Source organism: Cryobacterium algoricola (genome assembly GCF_004402485.1).
GTDB classification, from domain to species: Bacteria; Actinomycetota; Actinomycetes; order Actinomycetales; family Microbacteriaceae; genus Cryobacterium; species Cryobacterium algoricola.
This window is the reverse complement of record NZ_SOFG01000011.1, coordinates 826,261-848,761: the sequence shown is the minus strand read 5'-3', so window position 1 is coordinate 848,761 and position 22,501 is coordinate 826,261. Positions and strand designations below refer to the sequence as shown.

Sequence of the window (22,501 nt, the reverse complement as noted above, 5' to 3'; positions counted from 1 at the left end):
ATGGAGTTCATTCGCAATCACGGGAGAAAAGGCATAGCGGCCCGTCGCCTCGTCTCGGTCGCGGCAGTTGCCGCGACTGTCGCACTCCTCGCGACGGGCTGCGCCTCCGGTAGCAGCTCGACCAGCACGGGCACCGACGGCGCGGCCGCCGGCGATCTCAGCATCACGTTCATCCCCAAGCAGCTCAACAACCCGTACACCGACGTCGTGCTCGGCGGAGGCAAGAAGGGAGCGACGGAAGCGGGATTCGGGGCCACCCAGGTCGTCGGCCCGCTCGAGGCCAGCGCGTCCAGCCAGGTCTCGTTCATCAACGCGGAGACCCAGGCCGGCACGAAGGTCATCGTCATCGCGGCGAACGACCCGGATGCCGTCGGCCCGGCACTCACCGAGGCTCGCGCCGGCGGTGCGAAGATCGTGGCATTCGACTCCGACACGAACCCCAAGTATCGCGACGTGTTCATCAGCCAGGTCGTGGCCAAGGACGTCGCACTCATCCAGACCAAGCTGATCTCCGACCAGATCGGCGGCTCGGGTGAGATCGCGATCCTCTCCGCGACCGCGAACGCGACCAACCAGAACGGTTGGATCAAGTTCATGGAAGAAGAACTCGCCTCCAACCCCGCATACAAGGACATCAAGCTCGTCGCCAAGGTTTACGGCGATGACGATGACACCAAGTCGTTCCAGGAAGCCCAGGGCCTGCTCCAGGCGCACCCGAACCTGAAGGGCATCATCTCGCCCACGACGGTCGGCATCGCCGCCACGGCCCGCTATCTCTCCACGTCGGAGTACAAGGGCAAGGTCGCGCTGACCGGACTCGGCCTGCCGAATGAAATGCGCCCGTTCGTCAAGGACGGCACCGTCACCGCGTTCGCGCTCTGGGACCCGGCGCAGCTGGGCTACGTCGCGGCGTTCGCCGGAAAGGCGCTCGTCGACGGCACGATCACCGGCAAGGAAGGCGACAAGTTCACCGCCGGCGCACTGGGTGAGAAGACGGTCGGTGCAGACGGCCTCGTTGTCGTCGGCCCCCCGACCACCTTCACCAAGGACAACATCGACGAGTACGACTTCTAGGCCAGCAGTACCAGCAGTACCAGCAGTACCAGCAAGACACGCAATGCAAACGTGGGGCGGATGCCCGGCATCCGCCCCACCCCCACCCTTCGGCCGGGCCCGGCCAGACGCAGGAGTCTTTGCCCATGATTCAGAATCTCGGTCCCTCGGCCGCCGCGCTGCTCGAGCCGAAGCAGCGCAAGCCCACGCGTATCGGTCTGGTGTCGGGTGGCCTGGGCGCATACTGGCCCCAGTTCCCCGATCTGCTCCCGCAATTGCAGGTATCCGCCCGGTACGTGACCGAGCGGTTCAACCGGCTCGATGCCGAAGTCATCGATGCCGGATTCGTGTCCGATGCGCAGGACGCCGGCATCGCGGCGGAGAAGCTGCGCCTGGCGGATTGCGACCTGATCGTGGTCTTCCTCGCGACCTACCTGACGTCGTCGATGGTGTTGCCGATCGCGCAGAAGGCCAAAACACCCGTGCTCGTGATCGACCTGCAACCGACCGAAGCGATGGACCATGCCACGTTCGACACCGGGAAATGGCTCGCGTATTGCGGGCAGTGTCCGGTGCCGGAGGTCGCCAACGTCTTCCGTCGGGCGGGCATACCGTTCCGGTCTGTCTCCGGTTATCTCACCCAGGAATCGGCCTGGGCGCGGATCGACCAATGGGTGCACGCCGCCGGAGTGCGCTCCCTGCTGCGGAACGCCCGGCACGGCCTGATGGGGCACTTGTATCCGGGGATGCTGGACGTATCGACCGACCTGACCCGGGTGTCGACCACGTTCGGGTCCCACGTCGAGGTGCTCGAGTTCGATGACCTGCGCGAGCGGGTGAACCAGGTGACCGACACCCAGGTCGCCGACCGGATGGACCTGGCCAGGAAGCTGTTCGACATCGACGAGTCCGTGCAGGACGAGGACTTCGCGTGGGGTGCCCGGGTGTCCGTCGGGCTGGATCGGCTCGTCGACGACTTCGACCTCGACACCATCGCCTACTACCACCGCGGCCTGGCCGGCGAACTGCACGAGCGGCTCGGCGCGGGCATGATCCTGGGCTCCTCGATCCTGACGGCGCGGGGCATCCCGATGGCGGGAGAGTACGAACTCCGCACGTCGATCGCGCAACTGGCCGCTCACGCGATCGGAGCCGGAGGCTCGTTCACCGAGATCCAGGCGCTCAACTTCTTCGACAACGTCGTGGAAATGGGGCATGACGGTCCGGCGCACCTCGCGGTGAGCTCGGCCGTGCCCCTCTTGAGAGGGCTGGGCATCTATCACGGCAAACGCGGCTGGGGTGTCTCGGTTGAATTCGATGTGAAGGCCGGCCCGGTCACGACCTTCGGCCTTGGCCAGGACCCGGACGGGAGCTTCGTCTTCATCACGAGTGAGGGGGAGGTGAAGCCCGGCCCGCTCCTCGCCATCGGAAACACGACCTCCCGTGTGGACTTCGGCGGGGACCCCGGCCGGTGGGTCGACGAGTGGTCCCAGACCGGGATCGGTCATCACTGGGCCCTGTGTGTCGGACACCGGGCGGCCGATATCAAGGCCGCCGCGAATCTGCTCGGCATCGAACATCGCCACGTGGCGTTGTCCTGATCGTCTTGTGTCGGTCGGCCCGAATCGGATACATTGAATCGATTCATTTACGAATTCCCAACCAGCAAGGAACCTCAATGTCGAGCAGCGACACCCAGCACCGCGTGTGCTTCCAGCTCCAGGTCAAGCCGGAGCTGATCCCCGAATATCGACGTCGCCACGCCGCCGTCTGGCCGGACATGCTGCTGGCCCTCAAGAGCACCGGCTGGAACAACTACTCCATTTTTCTGCGCGACGACGGCCTCCTGATCGGCTACTTCGAAACCGCGAGTCTCGCGGCGGCGCAGGCCGGCATGGCCGCGACCGAGGTCAACGCCCGCTGGCAGGCCGAGATGGGCGACTTCTTCGTCGCCCTCGACGGCGCTCCGGACACCGGATTCCTTCAACTGACCGAGATCTTCAACCTGGAAGACCAACTCGACTCCCTCGCCGCGGCAGCCGCTGCCCCGACCGAAAGAAGCACATCGTGAGCATCAGCCCCTCCGTCCTGGCCCAGCTCGAGGGGCAGGTCATCGAACTGCCCTCCTGGGCGTTCGGCAATTCCGGTACCCGGTTCAAGGTGTTCGGCACCCCCGGGACGCCGCGCACCATCCAGGAGAAGATCTCCGACGCCGCCCAGGTGCACCAGGTCACGGGCCTGTCGCCGAAGGTGGCCCTGCACATCCCGTGGGACAAGGTCGAGGACTACTCCGCGCTGCGCGAGTTCGCGGGCGACAAGGGCCTCGCGCTCGGCACCGTCAATTCGAACACCTTCCAGGACGATGCCTACAAGTTCGGCAGCCTGACCCACCTCGATCCGAAGGTGCGTCAGATGGCGATCGACCACCACTTCGAGTGCATCGACGTGATGAACCAGACCGGGTCGGAAGACCTGAAGATCTGGCTCGCGGACGGCACCAACTATCCCGGCCAGGGCGACATCCGCGGCCGACAGGACCGCCTCGCGGACTCCCTCGCGAAGATCTACGCCCGCATCGGCGAGAACCAGCGCCTCGTGCTCGAGTACAAGTTCTTCGAGCCCGCGTTCTATCACACCGACGTCCCCGACTGGGGAACCAGCTACGCCCAGGTCGCCGCCCTCGGCGACCGCGCCATGGTGTGCCTCGACACCGGTCACCACGCGCCGGGCACGAACATCGAGTTCATCGTCGCCCAGCTGCTCCGCCTCGGCAAGCTCGGTTCCTTCGACTTCAACTCCCGCTTCTATGCCGACGACGACCTCATCGTCGGTGCGGCGGACCCGTTCCAGCTGTTCCGGATCCTCTACGAAGTCATCCGCGGCGGCGGCTACGGACCAGACTCGACCGTCGCGTTCATGCTCGACCAGTGCCACAACGTCGAAGAGAAGATCCCCGGGCAGATCCGTTCCGTGCTCAACGTGCAGGAAATGACCGCCCGCGCCCTCTCCGTCGACCGGACCGCCCTGACGGCGGCGCAGGAAGCCGGCGACGTCCTCGGCGCCAACGGCATCATGATGGACGCCTTCTACAGCGACGTCCGCACCGACCTCGCCGCGTGGCGCGAGTCCCGCGGACTTCCGGCCGACCCGATGAAGGCGTTCGCGGCATCCGGTTACCAGGCGAAGATCGCCGCCGACCGCGTCGGCGGCACCCAGGCCGGCTGGGGCGCCTAGACCCCCGGGCAACACCTCCGAGAGTCGCCGTTGGCGCCGAGATCACCTGTTGCGCCGGGCGATGTCGGCACAAACGGTGACATTCGACCGAACACCCGACCGAATTCGCAACCGAACACCCGCCCGAATATGTGCCCGCACCGCCCGTGCTTGCCCTCCGCTCGTCCTGTGCCCTCTAGCTCCTCTCCCAGCCCCTGGAAAGCAGATCATGACCACCAATCCCACGGCCGCGGCGCTCATCGCCCGCTCCAACCGCCTCGGCGCGAACCCCAAGAACACGAACTACGCCGGCGGCAACACCTCTGCCAAGGGCACCGAGATCGACCCGGTCACCGGCAGGACCGTCGAACTGCTCTGGGTGAAGGGCTCCGGCGGCGACCTCGGCACCCTCACCGAGTCCGGCCTCGCCGTGCTGCGCCTCGACCGGCTGCGCGAGATGGTGGATGTCTACCCCGGCCTCGCCCGCGAGGACGAGATGGTCGGCGCCCTCGACTTCGCCCTGCACGGGCGTGGCGGCGCCGTTCCCTCGATCGACACCGCGATGCACGGCCTCGTCGACGCCGCCCACGTCGACCACCTGCACCCGGATGCCGGCATCGCGATCGCGACGGCCGTCGAAGGTGAAGAACTCACCGACTCGATCTTCGGCCACAAGGTGATCTGGGTGCCGTGGCGCCGGCCCGGCTTCCAGCTCGGCCTCGACATCGCCGCGATCAAGGAGGCCCACCCCGGCGCGATCGGCGCCATCCTCGGCGGCCACGGCATCACCGCCTGGGGCGACACGAGCGAGGAAGCCGAGACGAACTCGCTCTGGATCATCGAGACCGCCACCGCCTACATCGAGGAGCACTCCAGGCCCGAACCCTTCGGCGCCCCGCTCGAGGGTTTCGGCCCGCTGTCGGCGGCCGAACGCCGCGCCAAGGCCGCCGCTCTCGCGCCGACCCTCCGCGGCCTGGTCTCGACCGACAGCGCCAAGGTCGGCCACTTCACCGACGCGCCCGAGGTGCTCGACTTCCTCGCCAGCGCCGAGCACCCGCGCCTCGCCGCCCTCGGCACGAGCTGCCCCGACCACTTCCTGCGCACCAAGGTCACGCCGCTGCTCCTCGACCTGCCGGCGGATGCCTCGGTCGAGGAGTCCCTCGCCCGTCTCCACGAACTCCACGAGCAGTACCGCCTCGACTATCAGGCCTACTACGACCGGCACGCCACGCCCGAGTCGCCCGCCATCCGCGGCGCGGACCCGCTGATCGTGCTGATCCCGGGCGTCGGCATGTTCAGCTACGGCGCGAACAAGCAGACCGCGCGCGTCGCCGGTGAGTTCTACATCAACGCCATCCACGTGATGCGGGGAGCAGAGGGACTCTCGAGCTACGCCCCGATCGACGAGGCCGAGAAGTTCAACATCGAGTACTGGGCCCTCGAAGAGGCCAAGCTGCAGCGGATGCCGAAGCCCAAGCCGCTCGCCGGGCGCATCGCGCTCGTGACGGGTGCCGCCAGCGGCATCGGCAAGGCGATCGCGACCCGGCTCGCCGCCGAGGGAGCCTGCGTCGTGATCGCGGACCTCGATCTGGCCACGGCGCAGGAGGCCGCTGCGGTGATCGGCGGCACGGACGTCGCGATCGGCGTGCAGGCGAACGTCACCGATGAGACGCAGGTGCAGGCGGGCGTCGACGCCGCCGTGCTCGCGTTCGGCGGCCTCGACCTCGTCGTGAACAACGCAGGCCTGTCGCTCTCCAAGTCGCTTCTCGAGACCACGGTCGCTGACTGGGACCTGCAGCACAACGTGATGGCGAAGGGCTCCTTCCTCGTCTCCCGCGCCGCGGCCCGGGTGCTGATCGACCAGAAGCTCGGCGGCGACATCATCTACATCTCGAGCAAGAACTCGGTCTTCGCCGGTCCGAACAACATCGCCTACTCGGCGACGAAGGCGGACCAGGCCCACCAGGTGCGCCTGCTCGCCGCTGAGCTCGGCGAGTACGGTGTCAAGGTCAACGGCATCAACCCCGACGGCGTCGTGCGCGGCTCCGGCATCTTCGCCGGCGGTTGGGGCGCCAAGCGCGCCGCCGTCTACGGGGTACCGGAGGAGGAGCTCGGCAAGTACTACGCCCAGCGCACCCTGCTCAAGCGCGAGGTGCTCCCCGAGAACGTCGCCAACGCGGTCTTCGTGCTGTGCACGAGCGACCTCAGCCACACCACCGGGCTGCACATCCCGGTCGACGCCGGCGTCGCGGCCGCCTTCCTGCGATGAGCTGCGGCATCCGCGTGCGCATGGCAGGGCTCCCGGCTTCGCCCGGGCGAGCGGATGCCGTCATCCGGTCGGTGCCCGAGAGTCACCTTTCCGGTCGAGAGTCGCCGCTCTGCCGGGCACTCTCGACCGGAAAGGTGACTCTCGTGGGGGTGGCGTCATGGTGAGGAGCGCGGGGACGGTCGCGGCGATCGACCTCGGCGCGTCGAGCGGGCGGGTCATGCTCGGGCACGTCGGCCACAACGAGTTGCGGCTCCGCCCGGTCGCCCGGTTCCCGAACCTGCCGGTGCGCACGATCGACGGGTTGCACTGGGACATCCTCGACCTGTACCGCAACGTGCTCGCCGGGCTGCACTCGGCCGTGCGGGAGGAGCCGGGGCTGCGGAGCGCCGCCGTCGACTCCTGGGCGGTCGACTACGCGCTCCTCTCCGGGCAGCGGATGCTCGGGAACCCGTTCCACTACCGGGACGAGCGCACCGCGGCGGGCGTCGACGCGACCCACGTCCTGGTGCCGCACGCCGAGCTCTATGCCGGAAACGGGCTGCAGTTCCTGCCCTTCAACACGCTGTACCAGCTGGCCGCCGAGCGGCTGGCCGGCGGCCTCGACGGCGCGGACACGATGATGCTGATCCCCGACCTACTCGGCTTCTGGCTGACCGGGGAGCGGGTCGCCGAGCGCACGAACGCCTCGACGACCGGGCTGCTGACCGTGTCGGCCGGGACCGGGCACGGGACCGGGCGCGGGACCGGGCGCGGGACCGGGCGCGGGACCGGGCGCGGACACGGGTCGGGGCATGGGGAGTGGGACGAGACCCTCATCGCCCGGCTCGGCCTGCCGCGTTCGATCTTCCCGCGGCTGGTCGATCCGGGATCCCGGATCGGGTCCCTGCTGCCCGGGGTGGCTCACGAGATCGGGGCCGTCTCTCGACTGGACCTCGTCGCCGTCGGGTCGCACGACACGGCATCCGCTGTCGTCGCCGTGCCGATGCGGGACGAGAATGCCGCATACATCTCGTCGGGGACCTGGTCGCTCGTCGGCGTCGAGCTGAATTCTCCCGTGCTCACCGAGGAGAGCCGGGCCGCGAACTTCACCAACGAAGGCGGCGTCGACGGGCGCGTGCGCTACCTGCGCAACGTGATGGGACTCTGGCTGCTGAGCGAGTCGATGCGCAGCTGGGACCTCGAGGGTGTCGCGTTCGAGTTGCCGTTCCTGCTCGCGCAGGCCGCGCAGGTGACCGGGCCGGTGACGGTCTTCGACGTCGACGACCCGGCCTTCCTCGCGCCGGGGGATATGCCGGATCGGATCCGCGAGCACTGTGCCGGACACGGGCTCGCGGTGCCCGCGACCCCCGTCGATCTCGTGCGCAGCATCATCGAGAGCCTCGCGACGAAGTACGCCAGCACGCTGCGCGCGGCGGGCGAACTCTCGGGCACGAGCATTCGCACGGTGCACATCGTCGGTGGCGGCTCGCAGAACGAGCTGCTCTGCCAGCTGACCGCGAACCTCACCGGTCTGCCCGTGCTCGCGGGGCCCGTCGAGGCGACCGCGATCGGGAACGTGCTGATCCAGGCCCGCGCCCAGGGCCTCGCCCACGGCAGCCTCGAGGCCCTCCGGATGCTCGTCGCCCAGGCCTACTCGCCCCGGCACTACGAACCCCGCGCCTGACCGCTTTCCGCCCTTCCCCATCCCGTAGACCTCGCTCGCCCCTGCCGCGAGAGTACGAATTTGGCCCTTAAGCGAGTGGTTTAAGGGCCCAATTCGTACTCTCGCGGAAGGAACGGGGCGGGCTGGGGGCGGGTCAGGTGGCGGCGACGACCCCGGTGACGAGGAGGCCGGCGATCACGACGCCGAGGGCGACCCGGTACCCGATGAACACGGCGATGCTGTGCTTCGCGACGAGTCGCAGAAGCCACGCGATCGTCGCATAGGCGACGAGGAAACTGACCACGGTCGCGACGATCGTGGGCACCCAGCCGACCGAGGCCGAGATGTCGCTCGCCGAGGAGAGACCCTCATATGCCCCCGCCGCGGTGAGCGCGGGGATGGCGAGGAAGAAGGACAGCCGGGTCGCGGCGACCCGGTCGAGATTGCGGAACAGGCCGGCACTGATGGTCGCACCGGACCGGGACACCCCGGGGATCAGCGCGACGCACTGCATGACGCCGATGACGAGCGCGTCCTTCAGGGTCGTCGACTCCTCCGGGCGGTTGCGCTTGCCGACGCGCTCGGCGATGAACATCACGACACTCCAGCCGATCAACCCGGCCACGACCACCCACAGGTTGCGCAGCGGCCCGCCGATCAGGCCCTTGCCGAGGAAGCCGACGATGCCGATCGGCACCGACCCGGCGATGACATACCAGGCGAAGCGGTAGTCGTGCGCGAGCCGGGCCTCGCGGTGGAAGAGGCCCCGCCACCAGGCCACGGCCAGGCGGATGATGTCGGCCCGGAAATACAGGATCACCGCGACGATCGCACCGAACTGGATGATCGCGGTGAACGCGGTCACCCCCGGGTCGTCGAGCTTCAGCCCGAGGAGCTTCTCGGTGAGGGTGAGGTGTCCCGTGCTCGAGACCGGGAGGAATTCGGTGATTCCCTCGACGATGCCGAGGATCAGCGCTTGGATCAGGTTCATGCTGGTGCCTTTGGATGGAAGGGCGAACAGGAAATCGGCGCCGTGCGGCGCTGGCCGTGCCGAAGACCTCGTGCAGCAGCAGGGTATGCCGCCGAACCTGCCCACCGCCTGACCGGCGCGCGGTCTGTGGCGACGAACCACGCATCCGCTGTGCCGGGCTGCGTACGATTACCCCATGCCCACGGTCGGAGTCTGCGAAGACGACCCCCAGATCCGCCGGGTGCTCGCCGAGGCCCTCGGCGGCGCCGGCTACACCCTCCTGCTCGCGCACACCGGCGCCGAGGCGGTCGCGTTGTTCGGCCCCGGCCAGTCCGTCGACGTGATCGTGCTCGATATCGGCCTGCCCGACTCCGACGGTCGAGACGTCTGCCAGGCCCTCCGGGCTGCCGGGCAGCTCGCACCCGTGCTCTTCCTGACCGCTCGGACGGGAGTACAGGACATCGTCACGGGCTTCCACGCCGGCGGGGACGACTACCTCGGCAAGCCGTTCGCGCTCGCCGAGGTGCTCGTGCGGGTCGGCGCCCTGGCCCGCCGGGGCAGGCCGGAACCCTTCCGGCAGCCGGCCGGCCTCCGCCTCGACCCGCAGCGATTCACGGTGGCCCGCGGCGACCTCGAGATCGCCGTCACGCCGACCGAATTCCGGATGCTCGCCGCGCTGCTCGCCCGACCCGGCGAAGTCGTCCGCCGGCGCGACCTCGTCGCGGCCGCGTGGCCGCACGGGGCGATCGTCGCCGAGAACACCGTCGACTCCTACGTGCGCAGGCTCCGTCGCAAGCTCGAACGCCTTGACGGTGATGCGGTCGCGGTCGACGCCGCCCTGCCGGGGGCGGATGCCGTCCGCGAGACTCCGTCCGGCCTCCGGATCGAGACGGTGCGCGGCGTCGGGTACGCCCTCCGATGACCGGGACCCCGACCTCCCCTGTCGGCACGGCGCGGCGGCTTCACCGGCCCGCCCTCCCGCGGGTGCGCTCGCTCCGGCGGCGCCTGGTGCTTGCGACGGCGCTGCTCACGACCCTCGGAATGGCGGCACTCCTCTCCCTGACCGTCGCCGTGCTCACCCACGTCGTGAGCGAGGACATCGACGCCCTCCTGACCCAGCGGGCGGCATCCGCTGCGTCGTCGGTCGTGCGGGAGGGCGACGGGATCGGAGTCGCGACGACTGCCGCGGGGAACCTCGGCGAGGTGACCTGGATCTACGCCGCCTCAGGGACGCTCGTCGCAGGGACCGCCGGCGCTGGCGCGGTCGCGGGAGCCCCCGAACTCGAGGCTCAGCTCGCCGCGTTGAGCTCTGTCAGCGAGCCGACCGAGCGGGAGACCGGCGACTGGCGGCTCCGGGCGGTTCCCGTGGTGCTGCCGGGCGAGACCGAGCAGGTCGGCGCCGCCGTCGTCGGTGTCCCGCTCGCTCCCTATCAGCGCACGGAGACCCGCACCCTGCTCGCCGGGATCGGCCTCGCGGCGCTCGTCGTCCTCGGCGTCAGCGGACTGGCGGCCTGGACCGTGCGTCGTGCGCTGCGGCCGGTCGAGGTGATGGCGCGTCGCGCCTCGGAGTGGAGCGCGGCCGACCTCGACCGTCGGTTCGACCTCGGCGAGCCCCACGACGAACTCACCCGCCTCGGCCAGGTACTCGACGGACTCCTCGCCCGGGTGTCCCGCACGATCCTCGCGGAGCAGCGACTGACGGCGGAACTCGCCCACGAACTGCGCACGCCCCTGACGGTGATCCGGGCCGAAGCCGAGCTCGCGGGGCTCGATCCTGCGCTCTCGCCGGCGCAGGCCGAGCGGCTCGGCCGGATCACGACATCCGTCGACGAGCTCACCGAGGTGATCGGTACGCTGCTCGCCGTGTCGCGGGGCCAGGTGAACCGGGACGAGCGGGCGTCTGTGACCGCGCTGCTGCAGACCGCGTCGGCGGCGGCACTGGCCGCCGCAACGGCCGACGGCGCGAACGGCGGTGCGATCGAGATCGTCGTGGTTCCGGCCCCCGGCCTCGAACTCGGCGTCCCGCAGGCCGTCGCCCTCCGCGCTCTCGCCCCGCTGCTGGAGAACGCGGTGCGGTACGCGAGCACCCGGGTCACCGTCCGGGCGGATGCGCGTGGAGGAGCCGTCGACATCGTCGTCATCGACGACGGACCCGGCTTCGGCGGCACCGACCCGGAGCTGCTCTTCACGCCGGGATTCCGCACGCCGGACAGCCCGGGAGCGGGCCTCGGCCTGGCCCTGGCCCGTCGGGTCGCCCACGCAGCGGGGGGTTCCGTCGGCGCACGCGCAGGCGGCGCAGGCTCCGGGTCTGACGCGGATACCGGCCATGGACGATTCGTGCTGACACTCCCGGGTATCCCGCCGGCCGGCGCGGACACCGGCGCCGTCTGCTGACGCGGGCGGGGCGCTCGGACGGGTCGCACCCAGGGGAGCACCGTCGTCGCCCGAGGACGACGGTGCTCGCCCGCACGGTTCGTCCTCCCGCCTGATCGATCCGCGAACCCCACGGACTTCCCACGGATTTCCCTCGTTTTTCCCTCGGATTTGCGCCGGATCAGCGCATCCTGACCACATCCTGCATGCAACGCGTGCACGAGGTTGCCGAGTGCCGCAGGCATTCATTCACAATAAATACCTGATCGAGACCTGTTTCTGCCGACGGACTCCCTCCCGGGCGTCGTCTCTCCCGAGGCGTGCACCCGTCTCGGGCGCCGTGCCGGGCACCGGTTGCGATCCCGGGGCGTAGGTCATACGTTTTCAGGAGATCAACGTGCTGCCCCGTCCGACGCAGGCGCTGATCAAAACCAGAAACGAACCGGTCAGTGGCCGCCCGAGGCCGCCAGGGTTCGATGCCCTCCGTGGTCCGGATCACTGATCGTCCCGAAAGCTCGGTGGTCCGAACCCGCGGTCTCCTCCTGTGCCCTGCCCGCCGCACATCCGTCGACTGTCGCCGTCTGCGCCGAGATCGCCCGGCGGAACGGCGATTCCCGGCACAGGGAGCGACACTCGCCGCCGGCATCCGCTCGCTCGCGGCCGTGCCGCGCACTGGGGTGGGGACCCGTCGAGGGGCGTGCGGTACTCTGCTGAGCAGCACGCGCAGGCCGCAGCCGCGGTCCGGTTCCTGCTGGCAGAGCCATCGGCAGCAATCAAGGGAGATTGATGACCTCGACCGAACCGACCGCCGTCAACGAACGTCCCGCCGACGCGCTGTCCGCGACCGAACGCGCGGCCCTCGACACGGTCGTCTCCGACCTCGCCGCGGGTGAGACCCACTGGGCGACCCTGAGTCTCACCTCGCGCTCCGCACTCCTCGGGGCCGTCGCCGTCACGGTCGCGGCCCAGGCCGAGCGCTGGGTGCAGGTCGCCGCCCTCGCGAAGGGGCTCGACCGGGATTCCCCGCTCGTCGGCGAGGAATGGCTCTCCGGTCCCTACGTCGTACTGACCAACCTCGCCACCCTGCGGGGCTCGATCGCGGCCATCGACCGCGGGGAGAGCCCGCTCCGGAACACCCGGTTCGGGCGCGCCCCCGGCGGCCGGGTCACGGTCCCCGTGCTCCCCGGCACTCCGTTCGAGGCGCTCCTGCTGCACGGGTTCTCGGCCGAGGCCTGGCTCGAGCCGGGCGTCACCGAGGAGGAGGCGCGGTCGCGCGCCGGGCTCGGCCAGCGGCATCCGTCGCGCACCGGGGGAGTCGGTCTCGTGCTGGGAGCGGGCAACATCAGTGCGATCCCGCCGCTCGACGTGCTCTACGAGCTCATCGCACACAACCGGGTCTCGGTGCTCAAGCTCAACCCCGTGCTCGACGCCCTCGCTCCGGTCTACACGGATGCCTTCGCCCCCCTGATCGAGGCGGGCCTGCTCGCCATCGTGTCCGGCGGCGCGGCGGTCGGCGGGTACCTCGCGCACCACGAGGGCGTCAGCCACGTGCACATCACCGGAAGTGCCGCGACCCACGACGTCGTCGTCTTCGGCCCGGGCGCTGAGGGCCGCGCGCGCCGCGCAGCAGGCACTCCGCTGCTGCGGAAGTCCATCACGAGCGAGCTCGGCGGGGTCGCGCCGATCATCGTGCTCCCCGGGAAATGGACCAGCCGTGATCTGACCTTCCAGGCCGAGCACGTGGCCACCCAGCGCCTGCACAACGGCGGCTACAACTGCATCGCCGGGCAGGTCGTGGTGCTCAGCCGCGACTGGCCGCAGAAGGCGGCCTTCCTGGCAGCGCTGCGGGTGGCCCTGACCGCAGCACCCGCCCGGCCGCCGTGGTACCCGGGCAGCGACGCCCGGGTGCGCGACGCGCTCGCCGCCTACCCCGGGGCCACCCGGCTCGGCCCGGACGGCGGTCGTCTCCTGATCGAAGCCGGCACGGCAGACCCCGCCGCGCTCATCGGCGTCGAGGCGTTCGCTCCCGTGCTCGGCGTCATCGAACTCCCCGGGACCGGGCAGGCCTTCCTCGACGCCGCGGTCACGGTGGCGAACGAGGACTTCCTCGGCACCCTCGGCGCGAACATCCTCGGCACCCCGGCCACGATCCGCCGGCTCGGCCCGGGCTTCGCCGCGGCTCTCGAGCGCCTCCGTTACGGCACGATCGCCGTCAACGCCTGGACGGCCATGGGCTTCCTCACCGCAGCAGCGCCGTGGGGCGCGTTCCCCGGCCACACCACGGCCGACGTCCAGAGCGGCATCGGCGTCGTGCACAACGCGTTCCTCCTCGCCGACACCGAACGCACCATCGTCCGCGGGCCGTTCCGGCCCTTTCCCCGGTCGGTCTGGCACGGCGAATTCGCGCTCTTCCCCAAGCCGCCGTGGTTCGTCAGCGCGCGGAGCGCCGCGAAGACCACCCGGCTCATGACCGAATTCGTCAGCCACCCGTCGTGGTGGAAGGCGCCGGCGATCTTCCTCTCCGCCTTCCGGGCGTGACTCGGTTCTCCGCCCGCACGTCGATCGACCTGAGTTGCTCCCCGCCGGCCCCGATACTGACCCATCCAGCACCCTGCCCCGCTCGCACACCGTATCGAAGGAGATACCGATGATCATCGCCAGCCAGCACCCCGACGTCGACATTCCCGACCTGAGCGTCTATGACTTCCTGTTCGGTTCGATCACCGAGGAGGACCTCTCACACACGGCACTGATCGACGCCGCGACCGGTACCTCGACGAGCTACCGTGAACTGGTCGCCGGCATCGACGCCGTGGCCGGAGCCCTGTCCGCCCGGGGGATCGGCGTCGGAGACGTCGTCGCGGTGCACGCCCCCAACTCGACCGCCTTCGCGATCGCCTTCCACGGCATCCTCCGTTCCGGTGCGACCGCGACGACGATCAACTCGCTCTACGGCGCCGCCGAGATCGCCTCCCAGCTGCGCGACTCGGAGGCGAGGCTGCTCTTCACGGTCGCGCCGTTCCTGCCGCAGGCGAGCGAGGCAGCCGCGCTCGCCGGCCTGGCGGCGGATGCCGTCGCCCTGCTCGACGACGACGGCTCGCGCCTGTCCCTCGCCGACCTCATCCTCGAGGGTCGTCCCGCACCGGTGGTCGCCTTCGACCCGGCCACCCACGTCGCCGTGCTGCCCTATTCCTCCGGAACCACCGGCAGGCCCAAGGGCGTGATTCTCACGCACCGCAACCTCGTGGCCAACGTCGCCCAGGCGATTCCGGTGCTCGAGGGCACCGCCGACGACCGGGTTCTCGCCGTGCTGCCGTTCTTCCACATCTACGGGATGACGGTGCTGCTCAACATCGCCCTCGCGGTGCGGGCGACGGTGATCACGATGGCCCGCTTCGACCTGCCGGAATTCCTCCGGCTGATCCAGGACTACCGGGCCACCTACGTGTTCATCGCGCCGCCGATCGCCGTGGCCCTCGCGAAGCATCCGCTCGTGGACGCCTACGACCTCTCGAGCCTGCGCACCCTGTTCTCCGGTGCGGCGCCCCTCGACGCCGTGCTCGCCCACGCCGTGGCCGACCGGCTCGGCTGCCAGGTGCGCCAGGGCTATGGCATGAGCGAGCTGAGCCCGATCTCACACGCGATGCCGCGCGGCCGCGACGACATCCCGCACGGCGTCGTCGGCCTCGCCCTCCCGAACATCGAGTGCAAGCTCGTCGACCCCGAGACCGGGCGCGACATCGTCATTCCCGATGTCGGGGTGAGCGAACCGGGCGAACTGCTCGTGCGCGGTCCGAACGTGATGCTCGGCTACCTCGGCAACGAGCAGGCGACCCGGGAGATCCTCGAGGCGGACGGCTTCCTGCACACCGGCGACATCGCGACCGTCAGTGCTGAGGGATACGTGACGATCATCGACCGCCTCAAGGAACTGATCAAGTACAAGGGCTACCAGGTCGCGCCGGCCGAACTCGAAGCCCTGTTGCTCAGCCACCCGGCGATCGCCGACGCCGCGGTCGTCGGAGCAGCGGATGCCGATGGCCAGGAGGTGCCGAAGGCCTTCGTCGTCGTGCTTCCCGGCCAGGTGCTCCTGCCCGGGGATGTGATGGCCTTCGTCGCCGAGCGGGTGGCGCCGCACAAGAAGGTGCGGCAGGTGGCGTTCATCGACGTCATTCCCAAGTCCACCTCCGGCAAGATCCTGCGGAAAGACCTGCGCGCCCTCGCCCCCACACCGTGAGCGGGTCCGGCGTGCTGGGAGTTCGCCCAGCACGCCGGGATTGCCCGCAGGCGACCGTGCGGAGGCACCCGGTCGGACGTAGGATCTCACTATGAATCGCGACACTCAGGGGTCGTTCTCATGACTCCCCGAACCTTCACGAAGTGGCTTCCCGCCATCGTCATCCCCGCCGTCATCGCCGTCGGCGCGCTTGCCGTCCCCCTGACAGCAGGGGCGGCCGTCGACCTTCCCGACAAGACGCCCGAGCAGGTGCTCGCCCTCGTCGGCACCAGCACCGTCGACGCGCTCTCCGGAACCATCGAACAGACCTCGGAGCTCGGCCTGCCTGAGCTCCCGACGACGGGGCCGAGCGCGAGCGCGAACACCGGCGCCGCCTCCGCCCTCGAACTCCTGACCGGGTCGCACACCGGGCGGGTCTACCTGAACGGGCCGGACAACATCCGCCTTCAGGTGCTCGACAACCTCGCCGAACGCGACCTCGTGCGCAACGGCAGCGACGTCTGGCTCTACAACTCGAAGGACAACTCCGCAGCGCACCTGACCCTGCCGGCGAAGGACGCCGAGGGCCCGGACGCGACCACCGAGGGCGGCATGGCCACGCCGGAGCAGCTCGCCGCGAAGTTCCTCTCCGCCGTCGACCCGAGCACGACGGTTTCCGTCGGCACCGACGGCAGCGTCGCCGGGCGCAGCGTCTACGACCTCGTGCTCACCCCGAAGACCACCGGCACCCTGGTCGGGGCGGTGTCGATCTCGGTCGACTCCCAGACCGGGCTGCCGCTCGCCGTCGAGGTCACCGCCCGCGGGCAGGAGAAGCCGGCGTTCCGGCTCGCCTTCACCGAGATCAGCCTGGGCGCACCGGATGCCTCCCTCTTCACGTTCTCCCCGCCCGCCGGTGCGAGCGTGACCGAGCAGGCCCTTCCGGATGCCGCGGCACTCGCCCAGAAGGACCCCGCAGACCCCGCAGACCACGCGACACAGAAGGCCGAGGCGGAGAAGTTCCTCGCCGGCGTCACGATCTCCGGGACCGGCTGGGATGCCGTCGTGGAGCTCCCGGCCGGTTCCGTCCCTGCCGACCTGTCCTCCTCGCCGCTGCTCGGCCAGCTCACGACCGCCGTCACCGGCGGACGCGTGATCTCGACCGCCCTCGTGAGCGTGCTGCTTACCGACGACGGGCGGGTCTTCGCCGGCGCCGTTCCGGGTGAGCGGCTCCAGGCCGCCGCCGTGGGAGGGTGAGCCCCGCCATCGCCTCCGTCGAACTGGCCATCGAAACCCACGGTCTCACCAAACAGTTCGGCCGCCAGATTGCCGTCGCCGGCATCGATCTTGCCGTGCCCACCGGATCCGTCTTCGGTTTCCTCGGGCCGAACGGCTCGGGGAAGACGACGACCATCCGCATGATGCTCGGTCTCGCGAGCGCGACGAGCGGGGAGATCAGCCTGCTCGGCCGAGCGATGCCCGGGTCGTTCCGCGCGGTGCTCCCGCGCGTGGGCGCCCTCGTCGAGGGGCCCGCGTTCTACCCGTTCCTGTCCGGCACCGCCAACTTGCGTCGGCTCGATACCGCGGACCCCGGCGCTCCCTCGGCGACCCGCGGCGCGCGGGTGCAACAGGCCCTCGAGCGCGTCGGCCTGACCCATGCGGCAGGCAAGAAGGTGCACGCGTACTCGCTCGGAATGAAGCAACGGCTCGGCATCGCCAACGCGCTCCTGATGCCGCGTGAACTGCTCGTGCTCGACGAACCCACCAACGGTCTCGACCCCCAGGGCACCCGCGAGGTGCGCAGCCTCGTGCGCTCGCTCGCCGCCGAGGGCACGACCGTGTTCGTGTCGAGCCATCTGCTCGCCGAGGTCGAGCAGATGTGCAGCCACGTCGCCGTGATGCGCGCCGGCACCCTCGTCGCCCAGGGCACCCTCGACGAGCTGCGCGGCGCGGGCGAGGCCCACGCGCGCCTCGACACGCCGGACGCCGCTGCGGCCGCGCAGGTACTCGAACGGCTGGGGCTCACTCCCGTGACCGCCGGAGCGGCGGCGGGTGCGCCCGGCCACCTCAGCGCGGTCCTGAGCGCTGCCCTGACCGCTGGCGCGCCCGCGCCGGAAGACATCGTCGCGGCCCTCGTCACCGCCGGAGTCCGCGTGCGCGGCTTCACTGTCGTGGGTGCGAGCCTCGAAGAACGCTTCGTCGCACTCACCGGAGAGGGTTTCGATGTCGCCCAGTGACCCCAGGGAACCGGCCGTGACCGGACCGGCAGCGACCGGGCCTGCCGTGACCGGCCCAGACCCGAGCGGGCCCGCGGCGACCGCGACCGCCGTTGCCAGGCCGCGCGGGGCATCCGCTGCCGCGCTCCTCGGCTCCGAACTCACCGTGCTCTTCCGCCGCCGCCGCACCTGGGCGATGCTCGCGGCGCTCGCCGCGATCCCGGTGCTCATCGCTATCGCCGTCCGGCTCACCAGTAGCCCGGTCACGCCGGGACGCGGCCCGGCCTTCCTCGACCGGATCACCCAGAACGGCCTCTTCGTCGCGATCACCGCCCTGATCGTCTCGATCCCGCTGTTCCTGCCGCTGACCGTCGGGGTCGTCGCCGGCGACACCGTCGCGGGCGAGGCGAACCTCGGCACCCTGCGCTACCTGCTCGTCGCCCCGGCCGGACGGGTGCGCCTGCTGCTGGTCAAGTACGCGGGCGCCGCGGCCTTCTGCGTCGCCGCGACCCTGACCGTCGCGGTCTCCGGCGCCCTCATCGGCGCGGCCCTGTTCCCGATCGGCCCGGTCACCCTGCTCTCCGGCGACACCATCGGGGTCGGCGAGTCCGTGCTGCGCTCACTGCTGATCGCGGCGTACGTCACGGTATCGCTGCTCGGCCTCTCGGCGATCGGCCTGTTCATCTCGACCCTGACCGAGGTGCCCGTCGGCGCGATGGCGGCGACGATCGTGCTCTCGGTGACCGCCCAGGTGCTCGACGCGCTCCCGCAACTGGACTGGCTGCATCCGTGGCTCTTCAGCCACTACTGGCTCGACTTCGCCGACCTTTTGAGGCAGCCGATCGACTGGACGTCGTTCGGGGCCAATGCGCTGCTGCAGGGCGGCTACATCCTCGTGTTCGGGGCACTCGCCTACGGCCGATTCGTGACCAAGGACATCCTCTCGTGACCCACTCGTATCCCCTGTACGTGCCCGTGCTCGCCCAGTGCTTCTGCTGTCGGTCGCTGCAGCCGTTCACCTTCGGTTCGGCGAGCGACCAGGTGGTCTGCGCGCTGTGCCTGCACCATCTCGGTGCGGAGAAGGCCGAGCGACGCGACGCCGAGCACGTCGAGCTCTGGCTCGGCCAGTTCGCCGAGCAGCAGGAGAAGCACCGGCGCTTCGCCGAGAAGGCGCAGGCGAGCGACACGGAGAAGGACGCCGACATCGCCCGGCTGACCGGCCAGGTCGATGACCTCCGCCGGATCGCGGCGCGTGACTTCGAGCACGCGCCGGGCACGGAACTCCGCGGCATCCTCGAGACCGACCTCGTCAAGCGCGCCGAGCGGAGGGCCGAGCTCGCCCAGCACCAGATCGACTGGGCGATGGCCGTGCTCTGGCGCCTCGGCACGCTGCACCACGCGGATGAGACGACGCCGCGGCTCTGCTCCTGCGGCCGCCAGGTCACCGCCTGCGCCGAACTACGCGCGCTCGAGCCGCAGCACCAGGCCGTGCACGACTGGCAGACGAAGAACCTGCGGATGCTGCACGCCGGCAAGCGCCACGGCCTGCCCGCGGACCACCCCGGTGTCGTGCAACCGGCCTGACCTGAACCGCTCTACCCTGTAGGCATGCATATTCTGATCAACATCCTGCACATCGTCGCCGCCGTCTTCATCGTCGGGCCGATGGCCATCCTCCCGATGACCGCCATGCGCTCCATCCGGGCGGGGCAGGCTGGTCCCGTCGCGACCCTCGCGAAGTCGGTGAACATCTTCACGCTGCTCTCGATCGTGGTGGCGTTCTTCGGTTTCGGGGCGCTCGGGCTCAAGGAGGCCGACGACGCCTGGACCTTCGGGTCCACCTGGGTATGGCTGTCCCTCGTGCTCTACGTCGTCGCCCTTGCGATCAACCTCTTCCTCGTCGTGCCCGCGCTCAAGGCCGCCGCGGAGTCCCTCGCGACGGACGCCGCCGGCGCCAAGGCCGCCGGCTACCCGCGGATCGCCGCGGGCTCCGGTGTCTCGAGCCTGCTGCTCGTCGCGGTGGTCGTGCTGATGGTCTGGAAGCCCTGACCCGCGGCATCCGCAGTCTGAATCACGGAAAGAGCACCCTCACCGCGTGCGGGAGGGTGCTCTTTCCGTAACTGAGTGGATTGACCGGGTCGGGTCCGCCCGGGCTAGCCGAGGTCGCCGACCGAGACGAGGCCGTCGTGGCGACGGCCGTCGAAGATGATCGTCGGGATCTTCACGGTGTGGATGCTCTCCTCGACCGTCTTCTTGTTGGCTGCGATGACCTGGGTGACCTGGTCGGATGCCGCGACCTCGGCCACGTGGTCGATCTGGGCCTGGGTCAGCCCGAACTCGAGCTCCCAGCCCTGGATCAGCGCGCTGGCGTCGGCCGACTTCATGCCGTTGATCGCGGCCTGCCACGCCACTCCCGCGTCGTTCTTGTCGGCGTAGATGCGCTTGAGGATCTGCCAGTCGACGGGCGTGGTAGCCCCCTCGAGCCGGTTGAGGCGCAGGGCCTCGAGCTGCTCGGTGATCATCAGCGAATTGGGGAACTTGTACCCCGTGGCCGATTGGATCGGATACGCGATGTAGCTCAGGTTCTGCGTGTCACCGAACCCGGCTTCCTCGATGTTCTGGAAGAGCTGCGAGCAGTAGGTGCAGCCGGGGTCGACGACCTCGAGCGCGGTCTTCTTGCTCGCGTCGTACGGGTTCAGGTAGGTCGCGTCCGCGGGCAGGTAGGCCGTGGCATCCCAGTTCTGCATCCGGCTCGGGATGGCGGAGAAGGTCTCGCCGAGGCTCGCGAACTCGTTGCCGAAGGCGCCGACCACGTCCCACGCAGCGAGGGAATCGCCGAAGCCCGGGGTCTGGTCCGGGATGGAGCAGGCCTCGGCGCCGAGGCTGCACGACGCCGAGTCCTGCTTGTTGCAGGTCCCGTAGACGTAGAGGTTGACGCCGCTCTTGACGACCTCGTACCCGCTCCAGATGGTCGTCAGGATGATCAGGACGGCGACGACCTCGAGGCCGATGCTCGCGGGCTTGACCAGGCCGGGCCTGCGCGCGGCGAGCGGGGCGAGCATGTGGTCCTTCATATCCTGTTTGAAGGTGGTGTCGCAGGGGCGGAAGGTGATCCGGCGGAACGTGCAGTTCCACGCCTTGGCGAGGTACTTGCGATATCGGGCCGAGATGGCCGCCATGAACAGGAGGACGATGAATGCTGCGATGCAGAACACTTAGGAAAGACCTTTCAAGAGGCGGGCGAGGGCGTCGTGAGCGCGATCGATGTCCGCCGAAGTGGAGTGGAGTCCGAGAGAGAACCGCAGGAGCGGGGGAAGTCCCAGCCGTTCCTTGAGTTCGTGGTGGGCGCAGAAGTAGCCGCTGCGCACCATGATGTGCTGCTGGGAGAGGAAGACCGCGAGGCGGTGCGAATCCTGCTTCGGGGCGTAGACGCTGATCACCGGGCTCGCGCCGTGATTGAGCACGACGAGACCGGGGATGGCGCTGAGACCCTCGAAGAGGCGGCCGGAGAGGCTCTCGATGTGGTCGCGCGGGGACAGGCCGCCTGGGCGGACGTGCCCGAGCCAGTCGAGCGCGCGGCCGAGCGCGATGATCTCGCCCCAGGCCTGCAGGCCCGGTTCGAGGAGTGCGCCGGGGTCGTCCGTGACGAGGTCGAAGGAGTCTTCGAGGACATCCGTCACCATGCCGCCGCCGACGAAACCGATCTCGAGGGAGCGCAGCAGCTCGAGCCGGGTGACGATGACCCCGAGGCTCGCTCCGTAGGTCTTGTGCGCCGAGAAGCAGATGGCGTCGGCGTCGGTTCCCCGCAGCAGCGCGTGCTCGTGGGCCATGGCCTGGGCGGCGTCGAGGATGACGATGCCGCCGCGGGCGTGGGTCTCTCTGACGAGGTCCGCGAGGTTCGTCAGGGTGCTGCCGTCGATGTTCGAGGCGGCGTTCACGACGACGACGGCGCGTTCGAGCTGCGCGGGATCGAAGATGAGGGCGCCGTCGGGGGCCCGGTCGAGCACGAGCCTCGGCAGACCGAGACGTTTCGCGGCGGTCATCGTCGGGAGGAAGACGGAGTTGTGTTCGGCGTGGCTCGTGACGATCCGGCCGAAGCGGCCCTGGGGGAGTTGCTGGAGCAGCAGGTTGATCCCGTAGGTCGTATTGAGGGTGAACGAAACCGCGTGGCTGCGCGCGGACAGGCCGAGCCGGTCGAGGACGGCGGACCGCGTCGCCGCGACCTCCTCGTCGACCCGCTTGCCCCAGGCGTATTTCACGCGGCCGCCGCAGGCGTTGTAGCTCGTGTAGTACTCGTCCACGGCGTCGATCACCGGCTGCGGGCGCAGGCTCTGGCAGGCGGCGTCGAGGTAGACCTCGCGTGGTTCGAGGTAGCCGAAGTCGGCGAGTCGGCTCGCGGCGTCGACGGGAGCCGACGCCTCACGGGCCGCGCCCCTGCCGAAGAGTCCGGCGCGTTTCACGACGCCGACCCCGTCCGGTCCGGGAGCGTCGGGCAGGAAGATGTGCACATGTTCAGTAGTCCATTCAGGTCACTGGGTCGAAAACCGCGGGT

18 protein-coding genes are annotated in these 22,501 nt (G+C 69.7%); 15 read left to right on the top strand and 3 right to left on the bottom strand.

Going from position 1 to position 22,501, the window contains the following annotated elements:
• The 6 genes from rhaS (at position 1) to E3O44_RS10615 (ending at position 8,198) form a co-directional block, all read left to right on the top strand.
• Positions 1-1,074: a rhamnose ABC transporter substrate-binding protein gene (gene rhaS, locus E3O44_RS10640; RefSeq protein ID WP_134534695.1), complete on the top strand. Its 1,074-nt coding sequence runs from the start codon at positions 1-3 to the stop codon at positions 1,072-1,074.
• A 125-nt stretch (positions 1,075-1,199) separates the two neighbouring features.
• Positions 1,200-2,654 carry an L-fucose/L-arabinose isomerase family protein gene (locus E3O44_RS10635; RefSeq protein ID WP_134534694.1) on the top strand — a complete coding sequence of 485 codons (1,455 nt, stop codon included), beginning with the start codon at positions 1,200-1,202 and terminating at the stop codon, positions 2,652-2,654.
• A 77-nt stretch (positions 2,655-2,731) separates the two neighbouring features.
• Positions 2,732-3,124 carry an L-rhamnose mutarotase gene (locus E3O44_RS10630; protein WP_134534693.1) on the top strand — a complete coding sequence of 131 codons (393 nt, stop codon included), beginning with the start codon at positions 2,732-2,734 and terminating at the stop codon, positions 3,122-3,124.
• Positions 3,121-4,287 (top strand): L-rhamnose isomerase, encoded by a 1,167-nt coding sequence (gene rhaI, locus E3O44_RS10625; protein WP_174775066.1) that lies wholly within the window; start codon positions 3,121-3,123, stop codon positions 4,285-4,287. The genes E3O44_RS10630 and rhaI overlap by 4 nt, the downstream gene beginning before the upstream one ends.
• A gap of 208 nt (positions 4,288-4,495) precedes the next feature.
• Positions 4,496-6,535, top strand: a complete 2,040-nt coding sequence (locus E3O44_RS10620; protein ID WP_134534692.1) for a bifunctional aldolase/short-chain dehydrogenase — start codon at positions 4,496-4,498, stop codon at positions 6,533-6,535.
• Positions 6,536-6,692: 157 nt separating this feature from the next.
• Entirely contained in the window at positions 6,693-8,198 is a 1,506-nt protein-coding gene (locus E3O44_RS10615) for a rhamnulokinase (RefSeq protein ID WP_134534691.1), read from the top strand.
• A gap of 133 nt (positions 8,199-8,331) precedes the next feature.
• Here the strand turns inward: E3O44_RS10615 and E3O44_RS10610 are convergent, their stop codons facing one another.
• Positions 8,332-9,168: an undecaprenyl-diphosphate phosphatase gene (locus E3O44_RS10610; RefSeq protein WP_134534690.1), complete on the bottom strand. Its 837-nt coding sequence runs from the start codon at positions 9,166-9,168 to the stop codon at positions 8,332-8,334.
• A 175-nt stretch (positions 9,169-9,343) separates the two neighbouring features.
• On the opposite strand from E3O44_RS10610, the gene E3O44_RS10605 reads away from it, so the two are divergent.
• The 9 genes from E3O44_RS10605 (at position 9,344) to E3O44_RS10565 (ending at position 19,998) form a co-directional block, all read left to right on the top strand.
• The gene (locus E3O44_RS10605) at positions 9,344-10,069 is read left to right on the top strand and encodes a response regulator transcription factor (protein ID WP_134534689.1); all 726 of its coding nucleotides are present in this window, start codon (positions 9,344-9,346) and stop codon (positions 10,067-10,069) included.
• Entirely contained in the window at positions 10,066-11,541 is a 1,476-nt protein-coding gene (locus E3O44_RS10600) for a sensor histidine kinase (RefSeq protein ID WP_134534688.1), read from the top strand. Before E3O44_RS10605 ends, E3O44_RS10600 begins: the two co-directional genes overlap by 4 nt.
• 765 nt (positions 11,542-12,306) lie before the next feature.
• Positions 12,307-14,058 carry an aldehyde dehydrogenase family protein gene (locus tag E3O44_RS10595; RefSeq protein WP_134534687.1) on the top strand — a complete coding sequence of 584 codons (1,752 nt, stop codon included), beginning with the start codon at positions 12,307-12,309 and terminating at the stop codon, positions 14,056-14,058.
• 112 nt (positions 14,059-14,170) lie between these two features.
• Positions 14,171-15,757 (top strand): AMP-binding protein, encoded by a 1,587-nt coding sequence (locus E3O44_RS10590; protein WP_198415903.1) that lies wholly within the window; start codon positions 14,171-14,173, stop codon positions 15,755-15,757.
• Positions 15,758-15,877: 120 nt separating this feature from the next.
• Positions 15,878-16,990, top strand: coding sequence for a LolA family protein (locus E3O44_RS10585; RefSeq protein WP_134534685.1), 1,113 nt, complete (start codon positions 15,878-15,880; stop codon positions 16,988-16,990).
• Entirely contained in the window at positions 16,987-17,970 is a 984-nt protein-coding gene (locus tag E3O44_RS10580; RefSeq protein WP_134534684.1) for an ABC transporter ATP-binding protein, read from the top strand. The genes E3O44_RS10585 and E3O44_RS10580 overlap by 4 nt, the downstream gene beginning before the upstream one ends.
• Before the next feature lie 16 nt (positions 17,971-17,986).
• Complete coding sequence (locus tag E3O44_RS10575; protein ID WP_255454364.1) at positions 17,987-18,898, top strand: ABC transporter permease; 912 nt, start codon at positions 17,987-17,989, stop codon at positions 18,896-18,898.
• Entirely contained in the window at positions 18,895-19,533 is a 639-nt protein-coding gene (locus E3O44_RS10570; protein WP_134534682.1) for a hypothetical protein, read from the top strand. Before E3O44_RS10575 ends, E3O44_RS10570 begins: the two co-directional genes overlap by 4 nt.
• A 24-nt stretch (positions 19,534-19,557) precedes the next feature.
• Positions 19,558-19,998: a DUF2269 family protein gene (locus E3O44_RS10565; protein ID WP_134534681.1), complete on the top strand. Its 441-nt coding sequence runs from the start codon at positions 19,558-19,560 to the stop codon at positions 19,996-19,998.
• 104 nt (positions 19,999-20,102) lie between these two features.
• Here the strand turns inward: E3O44_RS10565 and E3O44_RS10560 are convergent, their stop codons facing one another.
• Together E3O44_RS10560 and E3O44_RS10555 are read right to left on the bottom strand one after the other, a co-directional pair.
• Entirely contained in the window at positions 20,103-21,164 is a 1,062-nt protein-coding gene (locus E3O44_RS10560) for a DsbA family protein (protein ID WP_134534680.1), read from the bottom strand.
• Positions 21,165-22,457 (bottom strand): aminotransferase class V-fold PLP-dependent enzyme, encoded by a 1,293-nt coding sequence (locus tag E3O44_RS10555; RefSeq protein WP_134534679.1) that lies wholly within the window; start codon positions 22,455-22,457, stop codon positions 21,165-21,167. It lies immediately after the preceding gene.
• Between the last annotated feature and the right edge of the window lie 44 nt (positions 22,458-22,501).

What these genes read in the sequence shown, in the direction of transcription:
- E3O44_RS10585 (WP_134534685.1), top strand. Translation starts at nt 15,878, where the DNA reads ATGACTCCCCGAACCTTCACGAAGTGGCTTCCCGCCATCGTCATCCCC.
- E3O44_RS10595 (WP_134534687.1), top strand. Translation starts at nt 12,307, where the DNA reads ATGACCTCGACCGAACCGACCGCCGTCAACGAACGTCCCGCCGACGCG.
- E3O44_RS10610 (WP_134534690.1), bottom strand. Translation starts at nt 9,168, where the DNA reads ATGAACCTGATCCAAGCGCTGATCCTCGGCATCGTCGAGGGAATCACC.
- E3O44_RS10615 (WP_134534691.1), top strand. Translation starts at nt 6,693, where the DNA reads ATGGTGAGGAGCGCGGGGACGGTCGCGGCGATCGACCTCGGCGCGTCG.
- E3O44_RS10600 (WP_134534688.1), top strand. Translation starts at nt 10,066, where the DNA reads ATGACCGGGACCCCGACCTCCCCTGTCGGCACGGCGCGGCGGCTTCAC.
- rhaS (WP_134534695.1), top strand. Translation starts at nt 1, where the DNA reads ATGGAGTTCATTCGCAATCACGGGAGAAAAGGCATAGCGGCCCGTCGC.
- E3O44_RS10620 (WP_134534692.1), top strand. Translation starts at nt 4,496, where the DNA reads ATGACCACCAATCCCACGGCCGCGGCGCTCATCGCCCGCTCCAACCGC.
- E3O44_RS10605 (WP_134534689.1), top strand. Translation starts at nt 9,344, where the DNA reads ATGCCCACGGTCGGAGTCTGCGAAGACGACCCCCAGATCCGCCGGGTG.
- E3O44_RS10565 (WP_134534681.1), top strand. Translation starts at nt 19,558, where the DNA reads ATGCATATTCTGATCAACATCCTGCACATCGTCGCCGCCGTCTTCATC.
- E3O44_RS10630 (WP_134534693.1), top strand. Translation starts at nt 2,732, where the DNA reads ATGTCGAGCAGCGACACCCAGCACCGCGTGTGCTTCCAGCTCCAGGTC.
- E3O44_RS10635 (WP_134534694.1), top strand. Translation starts at nt 1,200, where the DNA reads ATGATTCAGAATCTCGGTCCCTCGGCCGCCGCGCTGCTCGAGCCGAAG.